Origin of the sequence: Ketobacter sp., from assembly GCF_003671495.1 — a bacterium.
GTDB lineage: Bacteria > Pseudomonadota > Gammaproteobacteria > Pseudomonadales > Ketobacteraceae > Ketobacter.
In genome coordinates this window covers 65,227-91,833 of sequence record NZ_RCHN01000019.1, presented here as the reverse complement: position 1 = coordinate 91,833, position 26,607 = coordinate 65,227, and the positions used below count along the sequence as shown (strand labels likewise).

Annotated in this window: 24 protein-coding genes and 3 tRNA genes; 5 read left to right on the top strand and 22 right to left on the bottom strand. The window is 54.8% G+C overall.

Annotated features, from left to right (window positions below; genetic code table 11):
- Positions 1 to 116 precede the first annotated feature (116 nt).
- The 5 genes from clpP to D9N14_RS09540 all read right to left on the bottom strand — a co-directional run bounded on the left by clpP (position 117) and on the right by D9N14_RS09540 (position 2,709).
- Positions 117 to 746 carry an ATP-dependent Clp endopeptidase proteolytic subunit ClpP gene (gene clpP / locus D9N14_RS09560; RefSeq protein WP_290579149.1) on the bottom strand — a complete coding sequence of 210 codons (630 nt, stop codon included), beginning with the start codon at positions 744 to 746 and terminating at the stop codon, positions 117 to 119.
- 198 nt (positions 747 to 944) lie between these two features.
- On the bottom strand, positions 945 to 2,261 hold the full coding sequence (gene tig / locus D9N14_RS09555; protein WP_290579148.1) for a trigger factor: 1,317 nt from the start codon (positions 2,259 to 2,261) through the stop codon (positions 945 to 947).
- A 113-nt stretch (positions 2,262 to 2,374) separates the two neighbouring features.
- Positions 2,375 to 2,450: transfer RNA gene (locus D9N14_RS09550), tRNA-His, on the bottom strand.
- 60 nt (positions 2,451 to 2,510) lie between these two features.
- Positions 2,511 to 2,587 (bottom strand) — tRNA-Arg (locus D9N14_RS09545).
- A gap of 45 nt (positions 2,588 to 2,632) precedes the next feature.
- Positions 2,633 to 2,709, bottom strand: a tRNA-Pro gene (locus tag D9N14_RS09540).
- Between the two features lie 198 nt (positions 2,710 to 2,907).
- Between D9N14_RS09540 and folD the strand changes: the two genes are divergently transcribed.
- From folD to D9N14_RS09525, 3 genes are read left to right on the top strand one after another with little or no spacing between them, the layout of a single operon-like run.
- Positions 2,908 to 3,762, top strand: coding sequence for a bifunctional methylenetetrahydrofolate dehydrogenase/methenyltetrahydrofolate cyclohydrolase FolD (folD, locus tag D9N14_RS09535; protein WP_290579147.1), 855 nt, complete (start codon positions 2,908 to 2,910; stop codon positions 3,760 to 3,762).
- A 44-nt stretch (positions 3,763 to 3,806) separates the two neighbouring features.
- Positions 3,807 to 4,316, top strand: a complete 510-nt coding sequence (locus D9N14_RS09530) for a peptidylprolyl isomerase (RefSeq protein ID WP_290579146.1) — start codon at positions 3,807 to 3,809, stop codon at positions 4,314 to 4,316.
- Positions 4,317 to 4,318: 2 nt separating this feature from the next.
- Positions 4,319 to 5,056, top strand: coding sequence for a UDP-2,3-diacylglucosamine diphosphatase (locus D9N14_RS09525; protein ID WP_290579145.1), 738 nt, complete (start codon positions 4,319 to 4,321; stop codon positions 5,054 to 5,056).
- 27 nt (positions 5,057 to 5,083) lie between these two features.
- On the opposite strand, the gene D9N14_RS09520 is transcribed toward D9N14_RS09525, so the two are convergent.
- Positions 5,084 to 5,701: a tRNA-(ms[2]io[6]A)-hydroxylase gene (locus tag D9N14_RS09520; protein WP_290579144.1), complete on the bottom strand. Its 618-nt coding sequence runs from the start codon at positions 5,699 to 5,701 to the stop codon at positions 5,084 to 5,086.
- 111 nt (positions 5,702 to 5,812) lie between these two features.
- On the opposite strand from D9N14_RS09520, the gene D9N14_RS09515 reads away from it, so the two are divergent.
- Positions 5,813 to 6,730 carry a lysophospholipid acyltransferase family protein gene (locus D9N14_RS09515; protein WP_290579143.1) on the top strand — a complete coding sequence of 306 codons (918 nt, stop codon included), beginning with the start codon at positions 5,813 to 5,815 and terminating at the stop codon, positions 6,728 to 6,730.
- Positions 6,731 to 6,957: 227 nt separating this feature from the next.
- Entirely contained in the window at positions 6,958 to 9,561 is a 2,604-nt protein-coding gene (gene acnB, locus D9N14_RS09510; protein WP_290579142.1) for a bifunctional aconitate hydratase 2/2-methylisocitrate dehydratase, read from the top strand.
- 40 nt (positions 9,562 to 9,601) lie between these two features.
- Here acnB and D9N14_RS09505 read toward each other — a convergent pair whose 3' ends face one another.
- The 16 genes from D9N14_RS09505 to trpA all read right to left on the bottom strand — a co-directional run bounded on the left by D9N14_RS09505 (position 9,602) and on the right by trpA (position 26,598).
- Positions 9,602 to 10,210, bottom strand: a complete 609-nt coding sequence (locus D9N14_RS09505; protein WP_290579141.1) for an outer membrane protein — start codon at positions 10,208 to 10,210, stop codon at positions 9,602 to 9,604.
- Positions 10,207 to 11,079 carry a hypothetical protein gene (locus D9N14_RS09500; RefSeq protein WP_290579140.1) on the bottom strand — a complete coding sequence of 291 codons (873 nt, stop codon included), beginning with the start codon at positions 11,077 to 11,079 and terminating at the stop codon, positions 10,207 to 10,209. Before D9N14_RS09500 ends, D9N14_RS09505 begins: the two co-directional genes overlap by 4 nt.
- A 50-nt stretch (positions 11,080 to 11,129) precedes the next feature.
- Entirely contained in the window at positions 11,130 to 11,870 is a 741-nt protein-coding gene (locus D9N14_RS09495; protein WP_290579139.1) for an SDR family oxidoreductase, read from the bottom strand.
- Positions 11,867 to 13,174, bottom strand: coding sequence for an FAD-dependent oxidoreductase (locus D9N14_RS09490; RefSeq protein ID WP_290579138.1), 1,308 nt, complete (start codon positions 13,172 to 13,174; stop codon positions 11,867 to 11,869). The genes D9N14_RS09495 and D9N14_RS09490 overlap by 4 nt, the downstream gene beginning before the upstream one ends.
- A 4-nt stretch (positions 13,175 to 13,178) precedes the next feature.
- Positions 13,179 to 14,603, bottom strand: coding sequence for a UbiA family prenyltransferase (locus tag D9N14_RS09485; protein WP_290579137.1), 1,425 nt, complete (start codon positions 14,601 to 14,603; stop codon positions 13,179 to 13,181).
- Positions 14,604 to 14,607: 4 nt separating this feature from the next.
- On the bottom strand, positions 14,608 to 15,576 hold the full coding sequence (locus D9N14_RS09480) for a YbhN family protein (protein ID WP_290579136.1): 969 nt from the start codon (positions 15,574 to 15,576) through the stop codon (positions 14,608 to 14,610).
- A 17-nt stretch (positions 15,577 to 15,593) separates the two neighbouring features.
- Complete coding sequence (locus D9N14_RS09475) at positions 15,594 to 17,624, bottom strand: transglutaminaseTgpA domain-containing protein (RefSeq protein WP_290579135.1); 2,031 nt, start codon at positions 17,622 to 17,624, stop codon at positions 15,594 to 15,596.
- The gene (locus D9N14_RS09470) at positions 17,617 to 18,567 is read right to left on the bottom strand and encodes a DUF58 domain-containing protein (RefSeq protein WP_290579134.1); all 951 of its coding nucleotides are present in this window, start codon (positions 18,565 to 18,567) and stop codon (positions 17,617 to 17,619) included. Before D9N14_RS09470 ends, D9N14_RS09475 begins: the two co-directional genes overlap by 8 nt.
- Positions 18,568 to 18,577: 10 nt before the next feature.
- A complete protein-coding gene (locus D9N14_RS09465) occupies positions 18,578 to 19,504 on the bottom strand; it encodes an AAA family ATPase (protein ID WP_290579133.1) in 927 nt (308 codons plus the stop codon).
- Between the two features lie 124 nt (positions 19,505 to 19,628).
- Positions 19,629 to 20,822 (bottom strand): O-succinylhomoserine sulfhydrylase, encoded by a 1,194-nt coding sequence (locus D9N14_RS09460; protein ID WP_290579132.1) that lies wholly within the window; start codon positions 20,820 to 20,822, stop codon positions 19,629 to 19,631.
- A gap of 15 nt (positions 20,823 to 20,837) precedes the next feature.
- Positions 20,838 to 22,358: an amidophosphoribosyltransferase gene (gene purF, locus D9N14_RS09455; protein ID WP_290579131.1), complete on the bottom strand. Its 1,521-nt coding sequence runs from the start codon at positions 22,356 to 22,358 to the stop codon at positions 20,838 to 20,840.
- A 59-nt stretch (positions 22,359 to 22,417) separates the two neighbouring features.
- On the bottom strand, positions 22,418 to 22,918 hold the full coding sequence (locus tag D9N14_RS09450) for a CvpA family protein (protein WP_290579130.1): 501 nt from the start codon (positions 22,916 to 22,918) through the stop codon (positions 22,418 to 22,420).
- Between the two features lie 85 nt (positions 22,919 to 23,003).
- Positions 23,004 to 23,615, bottom strand: coding sequence for an SPOR domain-containing protein (locus D9N14_RS09445; protein WP_290579129.1), 612 nt, complete (start codon positions 23,613 to 23,615; stop codon positions 23,004 to 23,006).
- Between the two features lie 33 nt (positions 23,616 to 23,648).
- Positions 23,649 to 24,908 (bottom strand): bifunctional tetrahydrofolate synthase/dihydrofolate synthase, encoded by a 1,260-nt coding sequence (gene folC, locus D9N14_RS09440; protein ID WP_290579128.1) that lies wholly within the window; start codon positions 24,906 to 24,908, stop codon positions 23,649 to 23,651.
- A complete protein-coding gene (accD, locus tag D9N14_RS09435; RefSeq protein ID WP_290579127.1) occupies positions 24,898 to 25,761 on the bottom strand; it encodes an acetyl-CoA carboxylase, carboxyltransferase subunit beta in 864 nt (287 codons plus the stop codon). The genes folC and accD overlap by 11 nt, the downstream gene beginning before the upstream one ends.
- Before the next feature lie 33 nt (positions 25,762 to 25,794).
- The gene (trpA, locus tag D9N14_RS09430; RefSeq protein WP_290579126.1) at positions 25,795 to 26,598 is read right to left on the bottom strand and encodes a tryptophan synthase subunit alpha; all 804 of its coding nucleotides are present in this window, start codon (positions 26,596 to 26,598) and stop codon (positions 25,795 to 25,797) included.
- Positions 26,599 to 26,607: the final 9 nt, after the last annotated feature.

The window sequence follows — 26,607 nt, the reverse complement described above, 5'->3', positions numbered from 1 at the left end:
GAACCTGCATCTTTACCTATAGAAAGATGCAGCGAAAACCCCGTTTTTGCAAGTCCGGGATTCCCGCATATTTCATGTATTATTTAACATAGCAACATAAGTTATTGTTTTTATTATCATCGCTTCTCAAGAACCTGGTCAACCAGACCATATTCTTTTGCATCATAAGCGCTCATGAAGTTATCCCGATCAGTATCCTGTTCAATCTTCTCAATGGGTTGACCGGTATGACTCGCCAGGATTTCGTTAAGGCGCTTTTTCATCTGAATGATCTCGCGGGCGTGAATCTCAATATCCGAGGCCTGGCCCTGGAAGCCACCCAGGGGCTGGTGGATCATGACCCGTGAGTTTGGCAGGCAATAGCGCTTGCCGGATGCGCCGGCGGTCAGCAGCAACGACCCCATGGAACAGGCCTGCCCCACACACATGGTGGACACATCAGGTTTGATGAACTGCATTGTGTCGTAGATGGCCATACCTGCAGTGACCGAACCACCCGGAGAATTGATGTAGAAATGGATGTCCTTGTCTGGATTCTCTGACTCAAGAAACAGGAGTTGCGCCACAATCAGGTTCGCCATGTGGTCTTCCACCTGACCCACCATGAATATCACTCGCTCTTTCAACAAGCGTGAGTAGATGTCGAAGGATCGCTCCCCTCGAGCTGTCTGCTCTATAACCATGGGAACCAGTCCAGTGTTCAGGATGGGATTGCGATCTAACAGTTCTTCATAACGGTGGGACATGTCATGATCCTTACAATTTAAGACAATGGAGGTGGTCTTGTAACAAAGCGCCCAGCACACTAATTAGGTGAGGCCTTTATAAGGGATTTCAATACCTTGGCTCGCTTTTATTTACTATAGCGCCAATATGAATAGGATCACATGCTTTCGGCAAAAAAAAACGCGGCACTGTGGCCGCGTTTTTGTTTTGGCTGTTTTTTACTCAGCTTCTTCCTGAGGCTGTTTAACGGCCTCTTCGTAACTCATTTCCTGATCAGTTACCGTGGCCTGCTCCAGGATCAGGTCCACGACCTGATCTTCCAGCACCATGGCTTCGACCTGCTGCAGCATTTGCTGGTTCTCATAGTACCAGGCAACGACCTGCTCAGGGTTCTCATAGGGTTGTGCCATTTCTTCGATGGTGCTGCGCACGCGGGAGGCGTCCGCCTTGACTTCCTTCTCTTTGATCAGCTCACCCAGCACCAAAGCCAGTTTAACCGCACGGGTAGCCTGGCCTTCAAACAGCTCAGCAGGCAGCATATTCATATCGAAATTCTGACCACCGCCAAATTGCTGCATCATTTGCTGGCGCTGACGGTTGATTTCGGAATCGATCAACGCCTTCGGTACTTCGACGTCGTTGTTTTCCAGCACACCGTCCATTACCGCTTTCTTAACCCGGTTTTTCACCGCGTTTTTCAGCTCGCGTTCCATGTTTTTACGAATCTCGGAGCGGAACTCGTCCAGGCTGGCTTCTTCTTTCTGGGTGAAGTTCTTGATGAACTCCGCATCAACTTCCGGCAGAGTGCGCGCCTGAACCTGATTTACAGTGATTTTGAACTGGACGGGTTGGCCTTTCAGATCTTCAGAGTGATAGTCTTCAGGGAAGGTCACATCAATGACTTTTTCTTCGCCTTTGGACATGCCCACGATACCGTCTTCAAAGCCGGGAATCATACGCCCTGAGCCCAGCACCAGATCCTGGCCCTGCGCCGTACCACCATCGAAAGCAACACCGTCTTTGGTGCCTTCAAAATCAATATTCACCTGGTCGCCCTGCTCTGCAGCACGCTCAACGTCAGCGAAAGTAGCACGCTGTTCGCGCAGGCGCTCAATCATATTATCGATGTCGGCTTCACCGATTTCAGCAATAGGGCGAACCACTGAAATCTTATCCAGGCCCTGCACCTGCACTTCGGGATACACTTCGAAAGTAGCAACGAACTCCAGATCCTTGCCCGGCTCATCGGTGGTACGTTCAATGGACGGGTACCCGGCTGGACTCAGGGACTCTTTAGTGACCGCATCGTAGAAAGAATTGCTGACCACTTCGCCAATGACTTCTTCACGAATGGATTTACCAAAACGGCGACGAACTTCTTTCAAGGGCACTTTGCCGGGGCGAAAACCATCGATGCGAACACGCTTGGCAGCATCTTTGAGTTTTTCATCGACCGCTGTATCAATTTTTTCAGCTGGAACGCCCACGGTCAGTTTACGACCCAGTCCAGAGGTGGTTTCAACGGAAACTTGCATAGTTACGTCACCTTTCGGTTGTGTGCTCTTAAAACAAGAAACCGGCAATATCCCCAGGACATTACCGGTCTCGATTTTGGCCCCTTACGCTGAATTACAGCATTCAGGAATAATGGGGTGGACGATGGGACTTGAACCCACGACGACCGGAATCACAATCCGGGGCTCTACCAACTGAGCTACGCCCACCAGCAAACCGCTGTACAAACCCGGCTACTTTACCGGTTTTGATCGTTCAGATGAAGAGGCTGGCGCGCCCGGCAGGACTCGAACCTGCAACCGCCGGCTTAGAAGGCCGATGCTCTATCCGGTTGAGCTACGAGCGCAATAACCCGAGCACACTGCTAATCATCTGATTTTATTGATCATTCTGGTCGGGGCAGAGGGATTCGAACCCCCGACATCCTGCTCCCAAAGCAGGCGCGCTACCAGACTGCGCTATGCCCCGTTCTCCCACCACACCGGTGAAGAGGGCCGCATGATATACATCCGCCGGGGGCTCGTCAAACACTTTCATAAAATTCAATGAGATCAACCTCTTGATGCCGGATCTTTACCCCAGCACAGGTATAATGAGACAATACCGCGCCTGAGAAAGAGCCCTCGATTTGCACCTAATATTTTGCCTGGAATCTGAACGTAACCTATGACCGCGAACATCATTGATGGCACTGCCATTGCCGCCGGCCTCAAGGCTGAAATCAAACACGCTGTTGCCAAGCGCCTGCAGGATGGCAAACGGGCTCCCGGGCTGGCGGTGATTCTGGTGGGTAATGACGCTGCTTCAGCCGTTTATGTCAATAAAAAACGCCAGTCTTGCGAGGAAGTCGGCTTCCTCTCACGCTCATTTGACCTGCCTGCCGACACCACACAGGAAGCGCTCAACGATCTGGTGGCAACGCTCAACAATGACCCGGAGATTGACGGGATTCTGGTGCAACTGCCCCTCCCTTCTCATCTGGACGACAAGGCAGTCATCAACGCCATTCGCCCCGACAAGGATGTAGATGGCTTTCACCCTTATAATATGGGGCGACTGGTACAACGCATCCCCCTGCTCCGCCCATGCACACCAAAAGGCATCATGCGGCTGATTGAGTCCACCCAGGTGCCGCTTCATGGCCTGGAAGCGGTTATTGTGGGGGCATCCAATATTGTTGGCAGACCGATGACCCTTGAGCTTCTGTTGGCGGGGTGCACGGTCACCACCTGCCACCGCTTCACCAAACACCTTCAGCAACACGTGGCACGGGCCGATTTGCTGGTGGTGGCGGTGGGCAAAGCGGAATTCATCCCGGGAGACTGGATCAAGCCCGGTGCAATCGTTATAGACGTGGGCATTAACCGCTGCGACGATGGCAAACTAAGGGGTGACGTGGAATTTGGCCCCGCTCTGGAACGGGCTGCTTGGATCACCCCGGTTCCCGGTGGAGTTGGTCCACTGACGGTCGCAACCCTATTGGAAAACACGCTGATTGCCGCACAGGATCTGCACCCTTAACGCACTTTTTTCTTTCAACAAACACAAAACCACAGGACAAACCAATGGAAGCAATTCTCGTTATTCTTCACACCAGCATGGGCGACATCAAACTCGAACTGAATAAAGCAAAAGCGCCCGTTACCGTGGAAAACTTTGTGAGTTATGTGAATGATGGCCATTACAACGGCACGGTCTTCCACCGGGTGATCGATGGATTCATGATTCAGGGCGGCGGCTTTGATAAAGACATGCAACAGAAGCCCACCAAGGACCCCATCAAAAACGAAGCCAATAATGGCCTGAAAAACGATGCAGGCACCATCGCCATGGCCCGCACCCAGGACCCGCACTCTGCATCCGCGCAATTCTTTATCAATGTCAAAGACAATGATTTCCTGAACTTCTCTGGTGAAAGCATGCAGGGGTGGGGATACGCGGTATTCGGCAAGGTCGTGGACGGCATGGACGTAGTAGACCAGATCAAAGCGGTAAAAACCGGCCGTCACGGCTTCCACCAGGACGTCCCCATGGAACCTGTCATCATTGAAACCGCTGAAGTGGTATCAGAGTAAGGATGCGGACTCTACTGATTTCAGATTTACACCTTGAAGATCAGCGCCCGGACATTACCCGGGCGTTTTTCCATCTGCTGGATCGCTTCGAGGGCAAACTGGACCAGCTCTTCATACTGGGGGATTTTTTTGAAATCTGGCTAGGGGACGATGCGCTGACCGCCACCGCAACCGAGGTTGCCAAGAGGCTGCACCAGTTTTCTCAGGCAGGGGCTGCAGTGTACATCATGCACGGGAATCGAGACTTCCTGATCGGCGATCAATATGCCGAAGCCTGTGGAGCGCAATTGATCCATGAGCCCTACTTCACCGACATTGCAGGCCACCCCGCTCTGCTGATGCACGGTGACACGCTGTGCACTGATGACGTCCTGTACATGGACTTCCGCAAGATGGTGCGCAACCCCGAATGGCAGGCGGCATTTTTATCCAAACCGCTGGCTGACCGCATTGCCTTTGGAAAACAGGCCCGCTCGCAAAGCCAGGCTGACGCAAAAGACAAAAGCTATGAGATCCTGGATGTCAATCCGGAGGAAGTTGAACGGGTATGCTCCCACTATCAGGTGCCGCTGTTCATTCATGGCCACACCCATCGGCCTGCTCGGCACCAAGTGGAACTGGAAAACTCCCGCTGTGAACGCGTCGTGTTGGGTGACTGGCACACCAAAGGCTGGTATCTGCTGGCGGAGGAAAACAGACTGGACCTCAGGAGTTTTGATTTTCCCGATCAGCTCACCTGAATATGGGGCCGGGCATCCTGCCTGGCGCTATGAGGGGATTCCGCTGTGAAAACGTAATTCTTGATCCACAGACTCAATCAGCTCGCGTTCGATTTCCCGAAAGGTATTGACCCGCTCATCTATTGTGTCTGGTGAATATTCCCGGGCAAGCGCCAGATAGTCTTCGAAGTGGCGACTTTCTGATTTCAGGAGAAACTGATAGTACTTACCGATGTCCTGAGTTTCCGGATTCTCCAGCAGGCGCGGTGCCAATGCCTCGAACCGCTCGCAGGATCGAGCCTCGATAAAGGCGCCGATGATCAAGGTGTCCACCAGTTTCTGCGGCTCGGTTTGACGAATATGCTTGCGCAGCCCCATGGCATACCGGGAAGGCGAGAGATGATCATACTGCACACCGTGCTTTTCCATCAGTTCCAACACCTGCTCAAAGTGCAGTAACTCTTCTCGGGCCAGCTGTGACAGCTTGGCAAGCAAACTGCGCCGATCCACATAACGGAACAACAGATTTAAAGCCGTAGATGCTGCCTTCTTCTCGCAGTGAGCATGGTCAATGAGCAAAACAGGCAGGTTGGCCAGCGCCGCGTCAATCCATTGGGAGGGCGTTCCACATCCCAGAAACGCCCTCACTTCACTCATTTCAGCCATGTTCACCTATCTCTGGAGCAACAAAAAACGGGATTATACGTACACCATAGTGCGAAATCGATTTTTATCCTATTCTATGGCCCAATGATTTTATCGAGGGCCAGCACTCAGGTGGAAAGACAATCTCAGCCCCAGGCGCCGGGCAGTGACGTGGGTGGTAAGCTTCTGGCCGCTGCCATTATCGTATTGGGCAAGCTACCCCTGTGGTTATTGGGCACAATTGGTGACTTCCTCGGTCGGCTGGCTTGGTACGCCGCCCCCGGTGCCAGAAAGGTCACCCTGGTTAACCTGGAAATGTGCTTTCCGGACAAAAGCCCACAGGAAAGACTTGCTCTCGCCAAACAGTCCATCCGGGAAACTACACGCACCGCTCTGGAAATCGCTGCCACCTGGAGCCAGCCTGCAGACAAGCTGCTACCCCTGATCACCCACGCTGAGAACGAAAAGATCCTCGACGATGCCCTTGCCAGCCATAAAGGCATCGTGTTTATCGTGCCCCATTTTGGTAATTGGGAATTGTCCAACTTCTACATGGCGAGAAAGTGTGATTTGCTGGCCATGTATAAAGCGGTGGAATCCCCTGCCCTCGACCAGCTGATATATCGAGCCCGCTCCCAAAACACTGAGATGGTCACCGCCGATAAGCGGGGGGTGGTCGCCCTGTTCAAGGCTCTTCCGAAAGGCAAGGCGACCGGGGTACTCCCGGATCAGGAGCCAACCCTGAAAAGCGGCGTGTGGGTGCCTTTTTTCGGCGTTACCGCACTCACGCCACGCCTGGTGAGCAAGCTCACTAACGACACTGGCTCCGTGGCAATGGGCTTTGGCTGTCAACGCAATCCGGATGGTAAGACTTTCCATGTGTTCTATGAGCCGGTGGATGCGGATTTCTATTCCGATGATATCGAAGTTTCAGCCGCGGCCATGAACCGATGTGTCGAACGCATCATTTTGCGCGACCCGAAACAGTACCAATGGGAGTACAAACGCTTCAAGCGGCGCCCCGATAATCAACCACGACCATACAAATGACTGGCAGGTCGACCGGCACAACGACTGCAACATTCAATAAATCAATAACTTGCATAAAGATTCTGAATGACCGTGGCACGAATAGGTTACTGTAAACCCGTTTGAAGTTTGGTATAATTCGCGCGCTAAATTTTCGAGATCGCTCGCTCGCCTTACATTGGCGGGCACCCGCTGGCTGGCAAAACCGGCCCACCGCAATCGAAGTCACACTGTAGAGAGGTCATACCGTGCTCGAAGCTTATCGCAAACATGTAGAAGAACGCGCCGCCCAAGGCATCCCCCCCAAGCCCTTGGACGAACAACAGGCTGCAGACCTGGTGGAGTTGCTCAAAAACCCACCAGCAGGCGAAGAGGATTTCCTGGTTGAGCTGCTGACCTATCGAATTCCTGCCGGTGTTGACCAGGCTGCATACGTAAAAGCCGGATTCCTGGCTGCTGTTGCCAAGGGTGAAGCCAGCTCCCCGTTAGTGGACAAGCGCAAAGCCACTGAGCTGCTGGGTACCATGCTGGGAGGCTATAACGTTGAGCCGCTGATTGATTTGCTGGACGACGCGGAAGTGGGTGATCTGGCGGTAGCGGCCCTGTCCAAAACACTGCTGGTGTTTGATGCCTTCCACGACGTGGTGGAGAAGGCCAAGAGTAACGAAAACGCCAAGAAAGTACTGCAATCCTGGGCAGATGGTGAGTGGTTTACCAGCAAGCCTGAGTTGCCGGAAAAGATGACCATCACTGTATTCAAAGTGACGGGCGAGACCAACACCGATGATCTGTCCCCTGCCCAGGACGCATGGTCGCGCCCCGATATTCCACTCCATGCCAACGCCATGCTCAAGAATGAGCGCGACGGAATCACGCCTGAGAAGCCCGGCGAGATCGGCCCCATCAGCCAGATTGAAGCGCTGAAAGCCAAGGGCCACACGGTGGCCTATGTGGGTGATGTGGTTGGTACCGGCTCTTCCCGTAAGTCCGCCACCAACTCCGTATTGTGGTTCACTGGTGACGACATCCCCTACGTGCCCAACAAGCGTCAGGGCGGCATCTGTATCGGAAGCAAGATCGCACCTATCTTCTTCAATACCATGGAAGATGCCGGCGCCCTGCCCTTCGAAGCTGACGTCTCCAACCTGAACATGGGTGACGTGGTCGATATCTTCCCGTATGAGGGCAAGATCAAGAAGCACGGCACCGATGAAGTGATTTCTGAGTTTGAACTGAAATCCGACGTACTGTTGGACGAAGTCCGTGCCGGCGGCCGTATCAACCTGATCATCGGTCGTGGCCTTACCAATCGTGCCCGTGAAGCACTCGGCCTGGGCGCCTCCGAGCTGTTCCGCTCACCGGTGGCCGTGGCGGCCTCCAACAAAGGTTTCACCCTGGCCCAGAAAATGGTTGGCAAAGCCTGCGGCGTAGACGGCGTTCGCCCCGGCCAGTATTGCGAACCCAGAATGACCACTGTTGGCTCTCAGGACACCACTGGTCCGATGACCCGAGACGAGCTGAAAGACCTGGCCTGCCTGGGCTTTTCTGCTGACCTCACCATGCAGTCGTTCTGTCACACCGCGGCATATCCCAAGCCCGTGGACGTTGAGATGCAGCACACCCTGCCCGACTTCATCATGAACCGGGGTGGTGTCTCCCTGCGCCCTGGTGACGGTATCATTCACAGCTGGCTGAACCGAATGTTGCTGCCCGATACCGTGGGTACCGGCGGTGACTCTCACACCCGCTTCCCCATTGGTATTTCCTTCCCGGCGGGCTCCGGTCTGGTGGCCTTTGCCGCTGCCACCGGTGTTATGCCCCTGGATATGCCGGAATCGGTACTGGTGAAATTCACCGGCAAGCGTCAGCCGGGCATCACCCTGCGCGACCTGGTACACGCCATCCCGCTTTATGCCATCAAAGCAGGCCTGCTGACGGTGGAGAAAAAGGGCAAGAAAAACATCTTCTCCGGTCGAGTCCTGGAAATCGAAGGCCTGGAGGATCTGACAGTTGAACAGGCATTCGAGCTGTCCGATGCCTCTGCTGAGCGCTCTGCAGCCGGTTGTACCATTACCTTGTCTGAAGATTCTGTGTCTGAATACCTGCGCTCCAACATTACCCTGCTGAAGTGGATGATTGCCAATGGTTATGGTTCCGCCCGTACCCTGGAGCGCCGCATTCAGGGCATGGAAGAGTGGCTGGCCAACCCGAAACTGATGCGCGCGGATGCCGACGCTGAGTACACCGAAGTCATCGAGATCAACATGGATGACATTAAAGAGCCAATCCTGTGCTGCCCCAACGATCCGGACGACGCCAAGACGCTGTCGGACGTGGCGGGCGACAAGATTGACGAAGTGTTCATCGGTTCCTGCATGACCAACATCGGTCACTTCCGTGCGGCGGGTAAACTCCTGGAGAAAGTACCGGGAGGCTCACTGAGCACCCGCCTGTGGCTGGCCCCGCCCACCAAAATGGACGAGCACCAGTTGATGGAAGAAGGCTACTACAACATCTACGGCCGTGCCGGTGCCCGTACCGAGATGCCCGGTTGCTCCCTGTGCATGGGTAACCAGGCACGGGTTGCTCCCAACACAACGGTGGTATCCACCTCCACCCGAAACTTCCCCAACCGTTTGGGTCAAGGTGCCAATGTGTATCTGGGATCTGCTGAACTGGCGTCAGTGGCAGCCGTTTTGGGCAAGCTGCCGACCGCAGAAGAGTACATGGCCTACGCGAAGGATATCGACAGCATGGCAGCGGATATCTACCGCTACCTGAACTTCGATAAGATGACTGAATACCAGGAAGTCGCTGACAAAGTGAAGATCCAGGTAGCACAGGAAGCGTAAATAGAAAAAGCCCCGCATTGCGGGGCTTTTTTTTTAGCCGTTAAAACGAGTGACGAAGCCCGATACTGAAACCGGTACTGTCCACATCAAATGGCTTTGAGCTGTCGCCCAGAAAATCCAGACGGCGCTTGAATAACAACTCTGAGCTCATACTCCACCCCGGATTCAACTGATAGGTGACACCCACTGCACCATAAAAACCAAACCCATTGTCGCTGGCTGAATCAGAGCCGGCCGGTTTGAGATCGTAGAATGCTTCGTCCAATTCGATCTCCATGTTGTAGACTAAGGCCCCCAGTCGAACGTAGCCGGCAAGCTGCTCAGCGAACCAGTGCCGATACTGTATCCCCAGCAGAAAGTCCCAACTGTTTATGCTGAGTTGATACGATCCGGTATTGTCCTCAAGGGTGTCTGTCTGTGAATCAAAAATGCCCGACAGGCCGGCTTCGAGTAACAGCAAATCATTCAGGGTCCAGCGCGCCCCGATTTCTGCTGCCACCGTACCATCAAAATCCGCCCCTTCCACATCGATCCAATCATAGCCTGCACTGAAAAAGCCATGGTCAAATTGAACCCCCTGGCGGGTTTCTGCGACGGTTGAGAGCGACAGAGCCAGTAATGACGCCCCTAATAATGTTCGAAGCATCATGGTTGGAATCTCACGGTTACGGTGTCACTGGTACTGCCAATGGCATACCCGCCACTGATCCCTGCTCCCAGGTCGTTGCTGATTTCCCGGAAAATGGTGAGCGAGACCGTGCAATGGTCCAATTGGAATGTTTCTATCTCGATTTGCTGAGGCCTGATCAGACCAAAGCTGTAGGCTTCGATAATAGAACTGACGATGATCAGGCTCAGTTGATCAATGAAGTTTGTCACGGAATTAATGAAATTGGTGGCGGGAATCAACGCACCCAGATTGAGCGTGTGAGTACCGGTATCGGTGGCGCCCAGTATGGCGGACGTACCCCACTGAACACTACGATCACCCGAGTAACAGGTCTGTACGGTGGACAGTCGAATCTGCTCGGTGGTGGGTGAAGTAGCCCAGGTCAACACGATATCCTGGCTGCGATCGGTGTAGAGTTCGTTACCTATGGGCGCATCCAGCACCAGCGGGTCGGGAAAACTGACACCGGTGCTAAGCCCTACCAGTTCACCCGGACCCGGGTCCACCAACAACTCATCGACCGGATACCAACGGTCCGCTCGCGCTGCTTCCGGGTCGTGCACGATGGTGAAGGTGACACCGGCAGCAGGATCATCCGTTTGCAGTTGTGAACGATAATTGCCACTCAGGTTTTCCAGCGAGCGCAGAATGACGGCGTCGCGGTCGGATTCGGCCTCAATGATGTCACCGCCCACCAAAGGCTGCTTGCGCCCATCTTTGTAGAAGGACGCAGCGACGTTGATCACCTGGGCACCCGCGGGAAGATCCGCCTGGACGGTGGCTGAAAACCCCTCCAGTGCGACCGGTTCCCGGAGTGAATCGCTGCTCCCGCTGTAACAGGCGCTCAAGACGCACCCCAAGGTCACAACCGCGAGGATTCTTCCAAGTATTTCAGGCATTACAGACTCAATCTTTTGAATATAAATTCCGGAATGGATTTGATGACCTGCATGATTCCCCACCAGAACCAGGGCAGGTAAACCACACCTCGGTTCTTGTCGATTGACTTCACTATACCAGCAGCCACCTGATCAGGGGTAGCCCACAGGGGCCCGCCTTTCTCAAAATCCGCTGTCATGGGGGAATCTACAAAGCCGGGCTTGATCGTCGTCACCATTACGCCACGCTTGAATAAGCGATTCCGCAGGCCCTGCAGGAACAAACTCACCATGCCTTTGGCGGAACCATAAACGTAGTTGGATTGACGCCCCCGATCACCGGCCACTGATGAGATCACCGCAATGTGGCCAGACCCCGCAGTCTCAAATTCATTGGCAGCAATGGTACAGAAGGACAATACACTGGTGGCGTTGATATTGATCTCAGTTAACGCGTGGTTGAAGTCAGCCTCACAGCGCTTCTGGTCCGGCAGGGTGCCATGGGCGATGAAGATACCGTCGATGCGGCCCATGGCGGCTTTCGCCTGCTCCCAACAGGCTTGATGTTTGTCGAGTTGAGCAATATCTAGCACGTGGGTAAAAACGGTGTCGGCTCCCCGAACGGTATAGTCCTGCTTTACGCTTTCCAGCTTGTCGGCGTTACGCCCAACCAGGAACAAATTGTAGCCGCGTGTCGACCACAAACGGCATACCGACTCTGCGATGGCGGAAGTAGCGCCAATTACGATCCAGTTTTTCATGTTGATGGTTCCATAACTCGCTGCCAGAAACTTGAATTGATTCCAGGGTCCCTGAAGGATTCCAGTTGATCGGCATTGGGGTAAAAGCGTTTGAAGTGTTGGGGTTTCATATGAGCATCTTTGGCCGGATAGAGCGCCCCCCCGGCCTGTACCACCACCTCGTCCAGCTGATCAAACAGCTGCATGGTTTGCGCGCCCTTGTAGGGGAAGTCCAACGCCAGCGTCGTGCCCGGCCTGGGGAACGAGTTCAACCCGGGAGAGGGCACATCTCCGAACACTTTCAGCACCGCCAGGAACGATCCATAGTTGGCGCGACCAATGCGTCGCAACAGCTCGCAGATGGCCGCTTCACTGTGCTCCATGGGGACAATGCACTGATACTGCAAAAAGCCCTTGGGACCGTACATGCGGTTCCAATTCTGAACATGATCCAGTGGATAGAAAAATGGATCATAGTGGGTTGTCTGGGTGACCCGCTTTTCCCGTTGGCGATGATAGTACAGCCAGTTGAATGCTTTCAGAGAAATGCTGTTGACCAATGAAACGGGAGGATCCACCGGTATAGTCAAAGTATGCTGAGAAGGTGCAGGCTTGGGTTGGGTGACTCTGGCGTGATTGGCACGGGAGAAATGACCCCGCCCCAACTGGTCACCGGACGCCAGGCAATCCACCCAGGCCACCGTGTACTCAAAATCCTGCTCCGATTCCTGGGATAACGCAAAAAAGTCCGCCAGGTTCTGGTACTTGATGTTCTCAACGTTGACCGCTGAGTTGGAGACCCGCTTCAACTTGAACTCGGCCCAGGTAATGAGCCCGGTCAGACCCAAACCACCGATGGTGGCAGCGAACCACTCCGCGTTCTCAGTGGGCGAACACAATCGAACGCTACCATCGGTTCGCAGCAACTCAAATTGGGTCAGGTGCGCGCCAAAGGTGCCCTCTACGTGATGATTCTTGCCATGCACATCGTTGGCAATGGCGCCACCCACGGTGGCGAATTTTGTGCCTGGGGTAACGGCGAGAAACCACCCTTGCGGCTCCACCACGGAGAGAATTTCCGCCAATGTGACACCGGCTTCGCAACGGATGATGCCGGTCTCTCCATCGAATGCTATAAACCGGTTCATAAAACGGGTGGACAGCACCGTGCCCTCATGCAGCATGCAGCTGTCACCGTAGCTGCGAGCGTTACCTTGAGGCAGGAAGACGCCGGGCATATCCAAAGACTGAGGCCTCCAGTGCAGATCCCGGCCTTTTTGCGTTTTGTAGGGGTATCGCCCCCAGGACACGTACGGTTTCGTCATCGCTTTACACCGCCATAAACATGAATCCGGCGATCAGTGCGCCACACACCAGGCTGGCACGGTCTTTCAGGGCAAACACGATGGGGTCGTCTTCCATGTTGCCCCGGTGGGCGATAATCCAGATACGGCTCACCCAATACAACATGACCAGGCAGGCCGGCCACATTAGCACCGGGTCAGAGTACATACTTTTCACATCCGGGCTGTTGATGTAGAGCGCCAGTACCAACACGGACAGATAGCCGCTCGCCCCGCCCAGAGAGGATAGCAACTCCAGGTCTTCCACCTGATAACCGCGACCCAACGCTTTGGACGCGCTTTTGGCTTTCAATTTCATCAGCTCTGTATAACGTTTGATAATCGCGAGACTCAGGAACACAAAGATGGAAAACGACAATAGCCAGAACGACAACAGCACGCTGATGGCGGCCGCTCCGGCCACGATACGAATGGTGTAAAGGGAAGCCAGCGTCACCACATCCACCATCACCAGGCGCTTCAATTTAAAGCTGTAAGCCAGAGTCAGCACATAATACACCGCCAATACAATCTGAAATTGCGTGGGCAAAAACCAGCTCGCCACCACCGCCGTCAACAGAAGCAGAGGTGTCCCCAGAATCCCCACCAACAGGGACAGAGTACCCGCTGCGAAAGGTCGATTGCATTTGGTCGCATGCTGTCGATCGTCAAACAGGTCCAGCAAGTCATTGAGAAAGTACACACTGGAAGCACAAACTGAGAACGCGATGAAACCCAGCACACTCATTAACAGCAGCTTGGGATCCTGCATCTGGTGCGCCGTCAGTAACGGTACAAACACCAGCCCGTTCTTCACCCATTGATGCACACGAAGTGCCTTGATAAAGGTTTTGATGGACGGTGGTTTTTGCACAAAGGACGCTTCAATGGAGCACTGGCGGGAAGCAGAGGCCACCAGATTATCCGAACCAACCACAACCGCGGCCGCACTGTGACTCCAGACGTTCAGGTCAACGGAAGCATTCCCCGCATACACGAAACCACCTTCTCCGTAACGCTTGATCAGGGCCTCGCGCTTATGAGCACCAGACAGGTTGACGGATTCGTTGGTGGCCAACACGTGGTCGAACAGCTGCAGATGGTCGGCGATGGCCGTGGCATAACGCTCGTGGGATGCCGTGGCCAGCACCAGTTCCCTACCCTGTTGCTTTTGCGATTTCAGATAGTCCAGTAGATCGGCACTGTAAGGGAGAAACTGTACCGGAATCTCCACCCGCTGAGCGATTTGTTGTTTGAGGTAGGATTTACCTTTGCAAACCCAAACCAGCACCAGGAACAACAGAAAAGGATTCGCCCGCATCAGCAACATGAACGATTCCAGCAAAAGGTCTGTTTTTATCAAGGTGCCGTCCAGATCGACAACCAGAGGTTTTTTATTAGAATCAGACATGACTTCAACCTAAATCTGTTACTTCTTTCCCAGAGATGGGAACAATTCCATTCAGAGCGAGAATACCGGCGACAATCAGGCCGATAAACACGGCAAACCATAAAGTGGCAATGCGACAAATCAATGTCGCGGCAATGGCGACCGGCTCCGGCACCCCGGACGCGATCAGCAACAACCCCATGACTGCCTCAGTGGAGCCCAGACCGCCCGGTAAGAACGAGATTGCACCCACCAAAACAGCAACGCCATAGATACTCACCGCAGCCACCAGTTGCACATCCTGGCCCAAACACACTAACAAATACCAAAACCCGACCCCTTCAGCCATCCATGCCGTAATACCGATCAGAATACCGCCCAGAAGTTCCTTGTTTTTCAGCAGCACCGCAGAGGAATTCAGCAGATCCAACAGATGCTGGAGCAGCTTGGCGGGTTTGGCTGACAGGGTAGCTGACAGGGCATTCATCTTGGTCAGAATGAACGGGCTGTGCAGTAATGGCAGGCTCCCCAACACCACCATCGCGGTTAATGCGACCACCAGGCCGTATCCCTCAAACAGGAAAGCGGCAGCACTGGCCATCAATACAATGGTCAGAAGGTCCTGAAAGCGCTCGACAAAAAAAGTACTGAGCGTATGGTTAAAGGAAACATCATGTTGCTTCAGATAGAGGGATCGCACCGTCTCGCCGGCCTTACCGGGAGTGGTGGAGAGGGCAAAGCCACTCACGTAGTACGCCAGATGACGACGATGGGGGATGCGGCTGCCGGAAAGCTTGGTGAGGTACCATTCCCAACGCCAATAACGCAATCCGTAGTTCACCAACGACAGCAGCAGGATCACCAACCAGCCCACCGTACCCAGTTCCGCGATGGCGGCACCCGTTTCTTTGAAATCCCCCAGAAACATGGCGCCAAAGTAAAGACCGATCGCCGCTATCAGCGACAGAATAATCGGTTTCTGGAAACGCCCCATAAAAAAGTCCAAAAATATCAGAGTTTTAAGTTTTTTATCGCCTGATTCAATGCGGCTATGCTATCACTTTCCGAAGTCAACTTCTTGTCAGTATCGCGCTTTTCGGAGCGGTTAGAGTACTTGATATTGGAATACAAACAACTGATTTTATTGATTGTGTCCGACTGGTCCGGAAAACGCTGTTGAACCCGGAGGGAAAAGCTCATGACCCCCTCCCCGGTTTCCCGCTGGAGCCCGGCCTGGCTCAGTTTACGTTGAAATCGCAGATACAGTTTGTCCGCCAGATCCAGTTCCAACAATCGTCTCTGGCTGAGAACCATCCACAAGCCCAAACCCAACACCACCACACCACCACAAACACCCAACAGCATGGCAATACGCTGCGGCGTCACCTCGCCCAGAATCCGCTGCAGGAGCTTGTGCTGCACGCCACTGTCGAATGACACTACGTTCTTGAACCACAAATAATCCACGTAATCGATCATTAATCGTAATTCGGACATAAACGGCAGGTTGCGCAGACCCATTTTGGAGAAAGGGGAATCCAGCAGGGAAAGCTCGTCCAGGCTATCCCGCAATGAACCCATTTCAATTCGCTCCGGTGCGATCGCTGCGGTTGGGTCTACCCTCACCCAGCCCTTGCCATTGACCCAGTACTCCGCCCAGGCGTGGGCATCATATTGATGGACGAGCAGGTATTTTCCAATGGGATGAGCTTCGCCGCCCTGATAACCGCCAATCATACGGGCCGGAATGCCTGCGGCCCGCATCATAAACACAAATGCACCGGCGTAATGGGCGCAAAAGCCCTTGCGGGTGCCGAACAGGAAGTCATCCATTGAATCAGAACCCAGCTTCGGCGGCTTTAGGGTGTAGATGAAACGCTCCTCGTTGAACCAGCGCAGAATACTGGCGGTCATGCGCTCGGGATTACGGCCTGTTCTGCGGTACAGGTCTTTCGCCAATGCATAGGTGCGGGCATTTCCCAGCGGTGGCAGGGTCGTGTACACGCCCCACATATCCCGCGGCATACCCTCGGTTTCATATTGATAATCCGGGAACGTTTCCACCTGATAACTGATGGCGGAGTCCACCACATTGATGGCGTAATGCACCAGTCCGTTGGAGGTGCGGTGCTTTACCCCGGACAGCTGTGACCAGGGCATCGCGGGCAGCCAGTTGTTGCCCGTAGGCTCCAACAGCACCCGGTATCTAAGCGCCTCGCCGTTGACGTTCAGCCGATTGGGGCTGAATGGAATGCTTTGGGGGTCTCCCTGTGCGCTCCAGGTTTTGCCATCAAACCGATCAAATATCAGCGCCCGCCAATAGCGATCTCGCGGTGCAGGAATCTCACCTTCGAACTCTATGCGAAACGCCAGCTTTGCGGATTGGCTGAGATCCGCCACATCACCCGGGGTCATGCGATCACTGAGCCCGGTCCGGGCAATGGTGGATTTCATGCCCAGATCCCAAATGGGACCAATCCTGGGAAACAGAAAAAAGAAGACCAATAACAGGGGCACGGCCTGCAGCACGGTGACAAAGGCCGCCCGCATGGGACGCCACAGGGCGATGCTGGTATCCGTCATGTTGAGGGCGATCAGGGCCGCCGTAATCACCACCAGCACGACAAACACGTAGAGCGAAGTAAACAACGACGTGGAAAACAAAAATTCCGTTGCCAACACAAAGAATGACAGGATAATGATGAGGAAGGCGTCACGCCGTGTATACATTTCCAATTGCTTGAACAGGTAGGCACTGATCAACAGCGCTACCCCGGCATCCGGGCCGAAGATGGTACCATGGTAATAGACGACACCCAGAACCCCACCGCACACCATAAACAGGCGGGCCCACTTGGGCGGGAAACGCAGACGCTGGCGGAACACCTGGATGCGCCACACCAGCACAATGCCAAACACCGCCAATAACCAGGGGGGAACCCTCTGCACATGGGGCAAAACTGCCAGGGTTACGCTCACCATCAGCAGAACGAACGCCGTGCGCGGCATGGGGAAAACGGGAGGATGACGGGAATCAGCCATGGCGGTACTCAGCCAGGGCCGTCAGGCAGTTTTCTTCATGCTGCTTGCCGACCCCTGGATTGATGGTGACGCCCGGTAACTCCAGCCCATAAGGCTCATTGGTCTTGGAGAACTGCAGCACCCAGTAGCACAACCCGGACAACCGCCGCTCCACATCACCCACCGCGATCTCGTTCCAGCGAAGCCAGGCCGACTTGGCCTGATAGCCCTGAAACTGTTTGGTATACAATACGTTGCGACGGGCGAAGGCTTTCCAGTCAACGGTCTTGAGGGAGTCCGACGGATTGAATGCCCTGAGCCCGGCAAAATCGTCCTGGCCTTCCATCACCACATGACTGCCCTCCTCTCCGTCACTGCGGGAAGTGGTGTTGAGCTCGCACTCAATCGGGCGGGGATAGACCAGAGCAAACATATCCAGATCCACCCAGGTCCACGCCTGGCACAACCCGAAGGGATAAATGGAATGCAATTTGAACCGTCCCGGCCGATAGCGTCCACGCTGCTGTGTGGGCAGCAAGGTCACCAGCGCCACCTGCTGTTCCTGGATCAGGTTGTAAGCCTTGGATTGGTAACCACACCAACTGCAGAAAATGGAGTGATGTTCTTTTTTCCTGGATTTTTCCAGGTGAATGACGAATTTGGCTTCTGACCCACAAAAAGCCGGCTCTGTATGTCCGGCACTGATCACCATGCCGGACACATTGGAAAACGTCTGCAGGATGCTGACAACGAACAGACTGCCGAGGAAGAAGCTGAAATTCAGGATCATGGAGTTGTCGTAGTTGACACCGGCCACGAACAGCAGAAAGGTGGTGAGGAGATAGCCCATCCCCATCCAGGTGGGAAGAATAAAAATGCGTTTCTGGGTCAGGGTGACCCGGCTCCGGGCCGGGATTCGGCGATCCAACCAGGCATCCCACTGGCCTCTTACCAGCTTGCGCACGCTCTCCACATCAGCGCCCCGGCATCACATCAACCTGCTTCAGCACACTGTCCACCAAGCGCTGCCCCTCATGCCCGGTCACATCCTGCGAACCCGCCAGCCGATGTTCAGCCACCGCTGGCAAAATGGATTGGACGTCTTCCGGAATCACATGATCACGCCCGGCGACAAAGGCGTAGGCCTGGGCACACTGCACCAGCGCCATCCCGGCACGAGGCGACAAACCAAAACTGAAACGGTTGGACTGCCGGGTAAAGGCCAGGATGCGCTGCACATAATCCAGCAAGGCATCGGACACAAAGATCTTGGTGACCCGCTGCTGCAGCTGAGCCAATTCAGCCTGGTTGGTGACCGCCTGCAACTGGTCCATGTCGTGGCGCGGATTAAAACCTTTGAGGAGTTTGCGCTCCACCGTCGGGTCTGGGTAGCCCAGGCTGATACGCATGAGAAACCGGTCCAGTTGCGATTCCGGCAATGGATATGTGCCCATCTGGGTGATCGGATTCTGGGTTGCAATGACGAAGAAAGGCTGTGGTAGCGGGTAGGTTTTACCGTCCACCGTGATTTGCCGCTCCTCCATCGCTTCCAGTAACGCGCCCTGGGTCTTGGGAGTGGCCCGGTTGATTTCATCGGCCAGCAGCACCTGAGTGAATATGGGCCCAGGTCGGAACTCAAATTCCGTGGACGCCTGGTTGAAGATGGACGTTCCCAGGATATCCGCCGGCAACAGGTCGCTGGTGAACTGGATACGCTGATACTCCAGCCCCAGGACTTTGGCCAGCGCGTGGGATAAGGTGGTCTTGCCCATCCCGGGCAGGTCCTCCACCAACAGGTGGCCCTTTGCCAACAGGCAGGACAAAGCCAGTTTGATTTGCTCCTCTTTGCCCAGCAGAACCTTCGCCAACGCATCAATGAGGACGGATACAGATGTGGACACAAATACTCCCAAGATCGTCGTCGGAATGTGACCGACCATAGAAAAAGGCTGCTGAATGAAACCTAATTAATTACATTCTAGCAGCCTTCCGCTGGTTGGCCTGAGATCTTGTTTGCTGTTCTTCTCAAATTAGCCGGGAAAGCCCACGGGCTAAATCTGCTTTAATATCATCGATATGCTCAAGGCCGACCGCCACACGAACCAGGTTCTCTGTGATCCCGGCGCGGGCTTTGGCTTCATCAGAGAGACGGCCGTGAGTGGTGGTTGCCGGGTGGGTTATGGTGGTCTTGGCGTCTCCCAGGTTGCCAGTGATCGACAGGAAGCGGGTGTCATCAATCACTTGCCAGGCCGCTTCCCGCCCGCCTTTGACCCGGAAGGATAAAACCCCACCGAAGGCATCCTGTTGGCTGCGCGCCAGCAGGTGTTGGGGGTGACTGGGCAGGCCGGCATAAAACACCTTCTCCACCGCCGGATGCTGCTCCAGCCAATCCGCAAGACGCAGAGCGTTTGCGGAATGGGCCTGCATCCGCAAACTGAGGGTTTCCAGGCCTTTCAGGAACACCCAGGCATTGAATGGGCTCATGGAAGGGCCGGCACTGCGCAGGAAGCCAAACACTTCTTCCATCAGATCATTGCGACCGCACACAGCGCCCCCGATACAACGGCCCTGCCCATCCAGAAATTTGGTGGCAGAATGCAGCGCGATGTCCGCACCCAACGCCAGGGGGCGTTGTAAGGCTGGTGTACAGAAACAATTATCCACCACCAGAATCGCGCCGTTGCGATGAGCCAGATCCGCCAGCTTCTGGACATCGGCCACCTCGCACAATGGGTTGGATGGGGTTTCCAGGAAGAACAGCTTGGTCTGAGGTGTGATGGCTGCTTCCCACTCAGAGAAGTCCGTTAAGGACACGAACGTGGTGTTCACGCCGAAACGCTTGAAATACTTGTCAAACAGCACGTTGGTGGTGCCAAACACGCTGCGGGAACTGATGATCTCATCACCGGCCTGCAACAACGCCATGACCGTACTCAGAATCGCCGCCATGCCGGAGGCCGTCGCCACACAACGCTCTGCCCCTTCCAACGCCGCCAGGCGCTGCTCAAAGGCGCGGACAGTGGGATTGGTGAAACGCGAATAGATGTTTCCGGGTTCTTCACCCGAGAAACGTGCCGCCGCCTGTGCTGCACTTGTGAAGACATAGCTGGACGTGGTGAAGATGGGCTCGCCGTGAGCCCCCTCATCCGTATGCAGCTGCCCCGTTCGCAAGGCCAGGGTTTCCAGGTGCAAGGGCGCGTTGTCGTCGAATTGATCCATAGTCCTGACTGTCAGTTAGTTCGTGTTATGGAGGTCAATGCTCTCGTCATTGATCAGCAACTGTGCGGTTTTCTTGTTTTTGGCATCATCATTACGGCTCGCTTCCAGCTTTTGCAGATAACCGGAATTGATGTCACCGGTTATGTACTCACCATTAAACACCGAGCAATCAAATTCCTGAATTTCCGGGTTGCCCTCACGGGACGCCGCCACCAGATCCTCCAGGTCCTGATAGACAAGCCAATCAGCGCCAATGAGTTCCTGAATTTCCTTAACCGTGCGCCCGTGGGCGATGAGCTCCTTCGCCGCAGGCATATCAATGCCATACACATTGGGGTAACACACCGGCGGCGCGGCTGAGGCAAAATACACCCTTTTGGCCCCGGCATCCCGTGCCATTTCGATGATTTGGTTGCAGGTGGTGCCGCGCACGATGGAGTCATCCACCAACAGCACATTTTTGCCCTGAAACTCCAGACCGATGGCATTCAGTTTTTGGCGCACGGATTTTTTGCGCTCATTCTGGCCGGGCATAATAAACGTACGCCCGATGTAGCGGTTCTTGATGAAGCCTTCCCGGAACTTAACCCCCAGGTTATAGGCCAGTTGCAACGCGGAAGTCCGGCTGGTATCCGGGATGGGAATCACCACATCGATATCGTGATCCGGCCAGACCCGCTTGATTTTGTCTGCCAGTTTTTCGCCCATACGCAAGCGGGATTTGTACACCGAGATACCATCCATAATGGAATCCGGCCGGGCCAGATAAACGTGCTCGAATATACAGGGCCGATACTCGGGTGCGGCTGCACACTGGCGGGTAAACAGCTTGCCCTCCATATTGATGTACACCGCTTCGCCCGGGGCAATATCACGCACCAGATCGAAGCCCATGGCCTGCAGCGCGACACTCTCGGACGCAATCATGTACTCCATGCCCTGCTCGGTTTCACGCTCGCCAAAGCACACGGGACGAATGCCATTGGGATCACGGAAGCCGACGATGCCGTAGCCGGTGATCATCGCCACCACGGCGTAGGCACCTTTGCACCGCTCGTGCACCGCAGACACCGCGGCAAAGATATCCTCTTCGGTGGGAACCAGCTTACCCAAACGTTGCAGCTCGTGAGCAAAGATGTTCAGCAGCACTTCGGAATCGGAGTTGGTATTGATGTGTCTCAGATCCGTTTTGTACAGATCTTCGCCAATCTCGGCTGCATTGGTCAGGTTTCCGTTGTGGGCAAGCGTAATGCCGTACGGGCTGTTGACGTAGAACGGCTGAGCTTCAGCGGAACTGGACGAGCCTGCAGTCGGGTAACGGACGTGGCCAATTCCCATGTTACCCATTAAACGGCGCATATGGCGGGAGCGAAACACATCACGCACCATGCCGTTATCCTTTCTTAGGTAAAGCTTGTCCTGATCACAGGTCACTATACCGGCGGCGTCCTGCCCTCTATGCTGTAATACCGTCAGCGCATCATAAATGGTCTGATTTACATTGGAGCGGCCCACAATGCCGACTATTCCGCACATTCGCTTTACCTCGATACGTCGTGTGCTTGGATTTTCTATAATAGCGCAAATAGTTCTCTCTATTCAGCGCCAATATCCATGATCTTCTCCCAGATCGCCTGCCCGGTTTCAGCCGTCCATTCCTCCACCATCATGAAATGGGGAATCAGCAGGGACTGCCGCCACCAGGGGTCCATGGGCATCTGGGTCATTCTTGACAGAACCGCCAGCGCAATCACCACCAGCAGACAACCTCTGACCAAGCCGAACACACTGCCCAACGCCCGGTCGGTACCGGTGAGCCCGGTTACTTTAACGACTTCTTTAATCAAATGTTTGATCAGAGCCCCGACAATCATGGTCAGGATAAAAAGAGCAATAAAAGCCAGCGGCTGGCGGGCGGAAGGAGGGTCCACCCAATCGGAGAGCACAACGGCGAGCGGCACGCTGAACAGGCGAGCAACCACAAAAGCCGCTATCCAGGTAACCAGGGAGAGCGCTTCCAGAGTGAAACCACGGTACAGACTCAGCACCATGGAAAGGCCTATGCTGCCGAGAATGACATAATCAGCAATGGTCATCTGTAGGGGATACCTGGAACACCTGAGTGAAATCGGAAAACGCGCATTCTACCAGAGCCAATGCTAAATTCCCAATCCGGAGTGCTTATGGAATGTACTTTAAAATCAACGTCTTAACTTTGAATTTCTGTTCCAGCTCGGATTTTTGCTGCTCCAGTCGGTGGCGGCGGATTTCCGGCCCGATATAGACCTTGAACAGGGTATCCACCCGCTTGGTGTAGGCTTTGTATCCGGCAGCCACCAATTCATCACGCAAGCCGTTGGCATTGGTCTGACTGGAGAAGGCGCCCACCTGAATCACCCAGGCATCCGCCAGTGCCACCGTATTGCTGGTGGACTCCTCGATTGCCAGGTCCGTGGCGGTTTCCTGCTCCACGTATTGCTCTACCGTGGCTGGAATGGGCTCATTGGATGGCGGGTCCTGGGGGTTCTCCTGGCCATACTGTTCGCTGGAAAGCTGCTCCTGTTCACGCTTGGAAGATTCCACCGCATCAATCTGATCAAGTACCTGTTTGGCTTCCACCTCGATCGCGGTGAAGTCAGAAGACTGGATGGTCATGGCAGGTTGATCTGGGTATACGTAGTCATCCGAATGAATGCGCTCCTGCTGCCCATCGAACACCAGGGGTAAGAAAATGACCGCCAGGGAAACCAGCACGATGGCACCCACCAGGCGTTGCTTTAGACTCTGATCCAATGCAGCCAACCCTTTTTTGATTTGTCGCTGTGATTAAGCGGTGTGGGCGTATTGTATAACGTCTGCCACAGTATAAAAGGACCCAAACACCAGGATCAGATCATTTTTATCCACCCGCTGTTGGAGCTGCCTGACGGCCTCGGCGGCGCCGCCAAAGCCGCTGCCAGACAAGTGTCCACAGAGCGCCCCCATCTCCTGCAATAGGGACTGGATGGAATCGGCTTTGGCGGCCCGCTCACAGTCCAGCTCCACCGGGTACCAACGATCCACCACCGGCAGCAGCGCCAGCAACGTATCGGTGATGTCCTTGTCAGACAACATGCCAACAACGCAATGGACCTTAGCGCTATGCAAACCCTCAATAAACCCCGCCAGGGCCCTCGCCGCATGGGGGTTATGGCCGACATCCACCATCACCCTTGGCTGCTCAGCGAGGATCTGCCTGCGCCCCATGGGTTGTACCTGCTGCAATGCCTTTTTGAGTGCAGTTTCAGGCACATCGAAAGGCGCCAGGGCCATTGCCTGAATGGCCGTTGCGGCATTCTGCAGGTAAACCGAGGGGTATTCCAATGGTCCATAGTGGCTGTGCCCACCAAGGGTTTTAACATCCAATGACCAATGGCCATCGCTTTCGGTAAAGCGAAAATCAACGCCCTGGAGATGAAGCTGCATTCCGGTATCCCGCGCCTTATCCATGATTGCAGGCGGCACATCGGGCTCGCCCACCACCAAAGGACGCCCCGGGCGCCCGATCCCGATTTTCTCCAGGCCGATGGTGGCTCGGTCATTACCAAGCCAGGCTTGATGGTCCAGATCCACGCTGGTGACCACAGCGATATCAGCGTCCAGGATATTAACCGCGTCCAGCCGGCCGCCGAGCCCCACTTCCAACACCCAGGCGTCCAGCCCTGCCCGCTTGAACAGCCAGAAAGCGGCCAGGGTTGTAAACTCAAAATAGGTAAGACTGATGGCACCCCGCGCCGATTCCACCATTTCAAAGGCGTGGATCAGTTCCGCATCGGAGCATTCCTCTCCGTGGATGCAGATGCGCTCATTGAAGTGAACCAGATGCGGGGATGTGTAAACGCCGGTGCTGTAACCAGAATTTCTGAGAAAGGCATCCAGCAAAGCGACCGTAGAGCCTTTGCCGTTGGTTCCGGCAACCGTGAAAATGAAGGGCGTATTTGATAACAGGTCTAAACGATCAGCCACCGCCCGGATGCGCTCCAGCCCCATGTCTATGGATTTGAAATGGAGCCGTTCCAGGCGGCTAAGCCAATCCTTAAGCTGCATTTTGCGGGAGCAGTTTGCCCATCAGGCGGTGCAGGGTATCCCGCATTTCGTGGCGGTGTACGATCATGTCCAAGGCCCCGTGCTCCAGCAGGAATTCACTGCGCTGAAAGCCTTCCGGCAGCTTCTGGCGCACGGTCTGTTCAATAACGCGGGGACCGGCAAATCCGATCAACGCATTGGGCTCTGCGACATTGATATCGCCCAGCATGGCCAGACTGGCAGACACACCGCCGTAAACGGGGTCAGTCATGACAGAGAAAAACGGCAGTCGGTTTTCTTTCAGTTTTTCCAAGGCTGCACTGGTTTTCGCCATCTGCATGAGGGAGAACAAAGCCTCCTGCATACGGGCACCGCCGCTGGCAGAAAAACACACCAAAGGACAGCTGTGCTCAATTGCGGCATTCACCGCACGTACGAATTTTTCACCCACGATGGAGCCCATGGAACCACCCAGGAACTCAAATTCGAACGCGGCAGCCACCACCGGGAATTCATTAACCGAGCCTTTGAACACCACCAGGGCGTCCTTTTCACTGGTGCCTTTCTGGGCGCTGGCCAAGCGGTCTTTGTAACGCTTGCTGTCCTTGAACTTCAGGCGATCGAACGGTTCCAGCTCCGCGGCCAATTCCTCGCGCCCCTGCTCGTCCAGAAACAGGTCGATTCGGCGCCGGGCATTGATCCGCATATGATGGTCACACTTTGGGCAGACGTCCTGGTTCTTCTCAAGTTCCGGGCGATACAAAAACGCACCGCACTTGGCGCATTTACGCCAAAGCCCCTCCGGTACTTCAGTCTTCTTGGTGGAACCTCTTCCCACACTGGGTAGAATCTTGCCCAGCCAACTGTCACTCATAACTCCGCCATCCTGATTCGTTTATGCTTATCGTTATTGGTCCAGGCCTTGGCGCAGAGACTGGGTGAATTCGGCAACCCGGGACAACATGGTGTCGCGGTCATTCTGAAATTCGGCAATCAACTTTACCAGGGCGCTGCCCACTACCACGCCATCGGCATTCTGGCCAATGAGGCGTGCGGTTTCAGCGTCCTTGATACCAAAGCCCACAGCGATGGGCAAATCGGTTGTTTTACGAATTGTTTCCAGCTTGCTGTTCACCCCGTCGATATCCAGGTGTCCGGCACCGGTCACCCCCTTCAGAGAGACATAGTACAAGTAACCACGCCCGGTAGCAGTGATGGTGGCAATGCGCTTGTCGCTGGTGGTGGGTGCAATCAGGAAGATGGTGTCCAGGCCTGCTGCATCGAACAACTTGATCGGTTCGGCGGCGGCTTCCGGTGGCAAGTCCACAACGATCAAGCCATCCACCCCGGCCTCTGCAGCAGCCTGGGCAAACTGCTGGTAACCGAACGCTTCGATCGGGTTGAGGTAGCCCATCAATACAATCGGAGTGTGCTGATTGGTCTGACGAAATTCACGCACCATGCCGAGAACATGTTGGGTGGTGACGCCATTGGCCAAGGCTCGCTCATCCGCCAGCTGAATCACCGGGCCATCCGCCATGGGATCGGAAAACGGAATGCCCAATTCAATGATATCGGCACCCTGCTCCGCCAGGGTGTGCAATAGCGGCACCGAGGCGTCCAGTTGCGGATCACCCGCTGTGATAAACGGGATCAGGGCTTTTTTCTGTTGCTGTTTCAATTGCTGCAGGCACGCGGTGATGCGGCTCATGTTGAATAA

Excerpts from the sequence above, each read along its gene's own strand:
- D9N14_RS09490 (WP_290579138.1), bottom strand. The coding sequence starts at position 13,174 with ATGACGAAACCGTACGTGTCCTGGGGGCGATACCCCTACAAAACGCAA.
- D9N14_RS09525 (WP_290579145.1), top strand. The coding sequence starts at position 4,319 with ATGCGGACTCTACTGATTTCAGATTTACACCTTGAAGATCAGCGCCCG.
- D9N14_RS09475 (WP_290579135.1), bottom strand. The coding sequence starts at position 17,624 with ATGGCTGATTCCCGTCATCCTCCCGTTTTCCCCATGCCGCGCACGGCG.
- purF (WP_290579131.1), bottom strand. The coding sequence starts at position 22,358 with ATGTGCGGAATAGTCGGCATTGTGGGCCGCTCCAATGTAAATCAGACC.
- accD (WP_290579127.1), bottom strand. The coding sequence starts at position 25,761 with ATGAGTGACAGTTGGCTGGGCAAGATTCTACCCAGTGTGGGAAGAGGT.
- D9N14_RS09460 (WP_290579132.1), bottom strand. The coding sequence starts at position 20,822 with ATGGATCAATTCGACGACAACGCGCCCTTGCACCTGGAAACCCTGGCC.
- D9N14_RS09480 (WP_290579136.1), bottom strand. The coding sequence starts at position 15,576 with ATGGGGCGTTTCCAGAAACCGATTATTCTGTCGCTGATAGCGGCGATC.
- folC (WP_290579128.1), bottom strand. The coding sequence starts at position 24,908 with ATGCAGCTTAAGGATTGGCTTAGCCGCCTGGAACGGCTCCATTTCAAA.
- clpP (WP_290579149.1), bottom strand. The coding sequence starts at position 746 with ATGTCCCACCGTTATGAAGAACTGTTAGATCGCAATCCCATCCTGAAC.
- D9N14_RS09450 (WP_290579130.1), bottom strand. The coding sequence starts at position 22,918 with ATGACCATTGCTGATTATGTCATTCTCGGCAGCATAGGCCTTTCCATG.
- trpA (WP_290579126.1), bottom strand. The coding sequence starts at position 26,598 with ATGAGCCGCATCACCGCGTGCCTGCAGCAATTGAAACAGCAACAGAAA.
- tig (WP_290579148.1), bottom strand. The coding sequence starts at position 2,261 with ATGCAAGTTTCCGTTGAAACCACCTCTGGACTGGGTCGTAAACTGACC.
- D9N14_RS09520 (WP_290579144.1), bottom strand. The coding sequence starts at position 5,701 with ATGGCTGAAATGAGTGAAGTGAGGGCGTTTCTGGGATGTGGAACGCCC.
- D9N14_RS09505 (WP_290579141.1), bottom strand. The coding sequence starts at position 10,210 with ATGATGCTTCGAACATTATTAGGGGCGTCATTACTGGCTCTGTCGCTC.
- D9N14_RS09485 (WP_290579137.1), bottom strand. The coding sequence starts at position 14,603 with ATGTCTGATTCTAATAAAAAACCTCTGGTTGTCGATCTGGACGGCACC.
- folD (WP_290579147.1), top strand. The coding sequence starts at position 2,908 with ATGACCGCGAACATCATTGATGGCACTGCCATTGCCGCCGGCCTCAAG.
- D9N14_RS09495 (WP_290579139.1), bottom strand. The coding sequence starts at position 11,870 with ATGAAAAACTGGATCGTAATTGGCGCTACTTCCGCCATCGCAGAGTCG.
- D9N14_RS09530 (WP_290579146.1), top strand. The coding sequence starts at position 3,807 with ATGGAAGCAATTCTCGTTATTCTTCACACCAGCATGGGCGACATCAAA.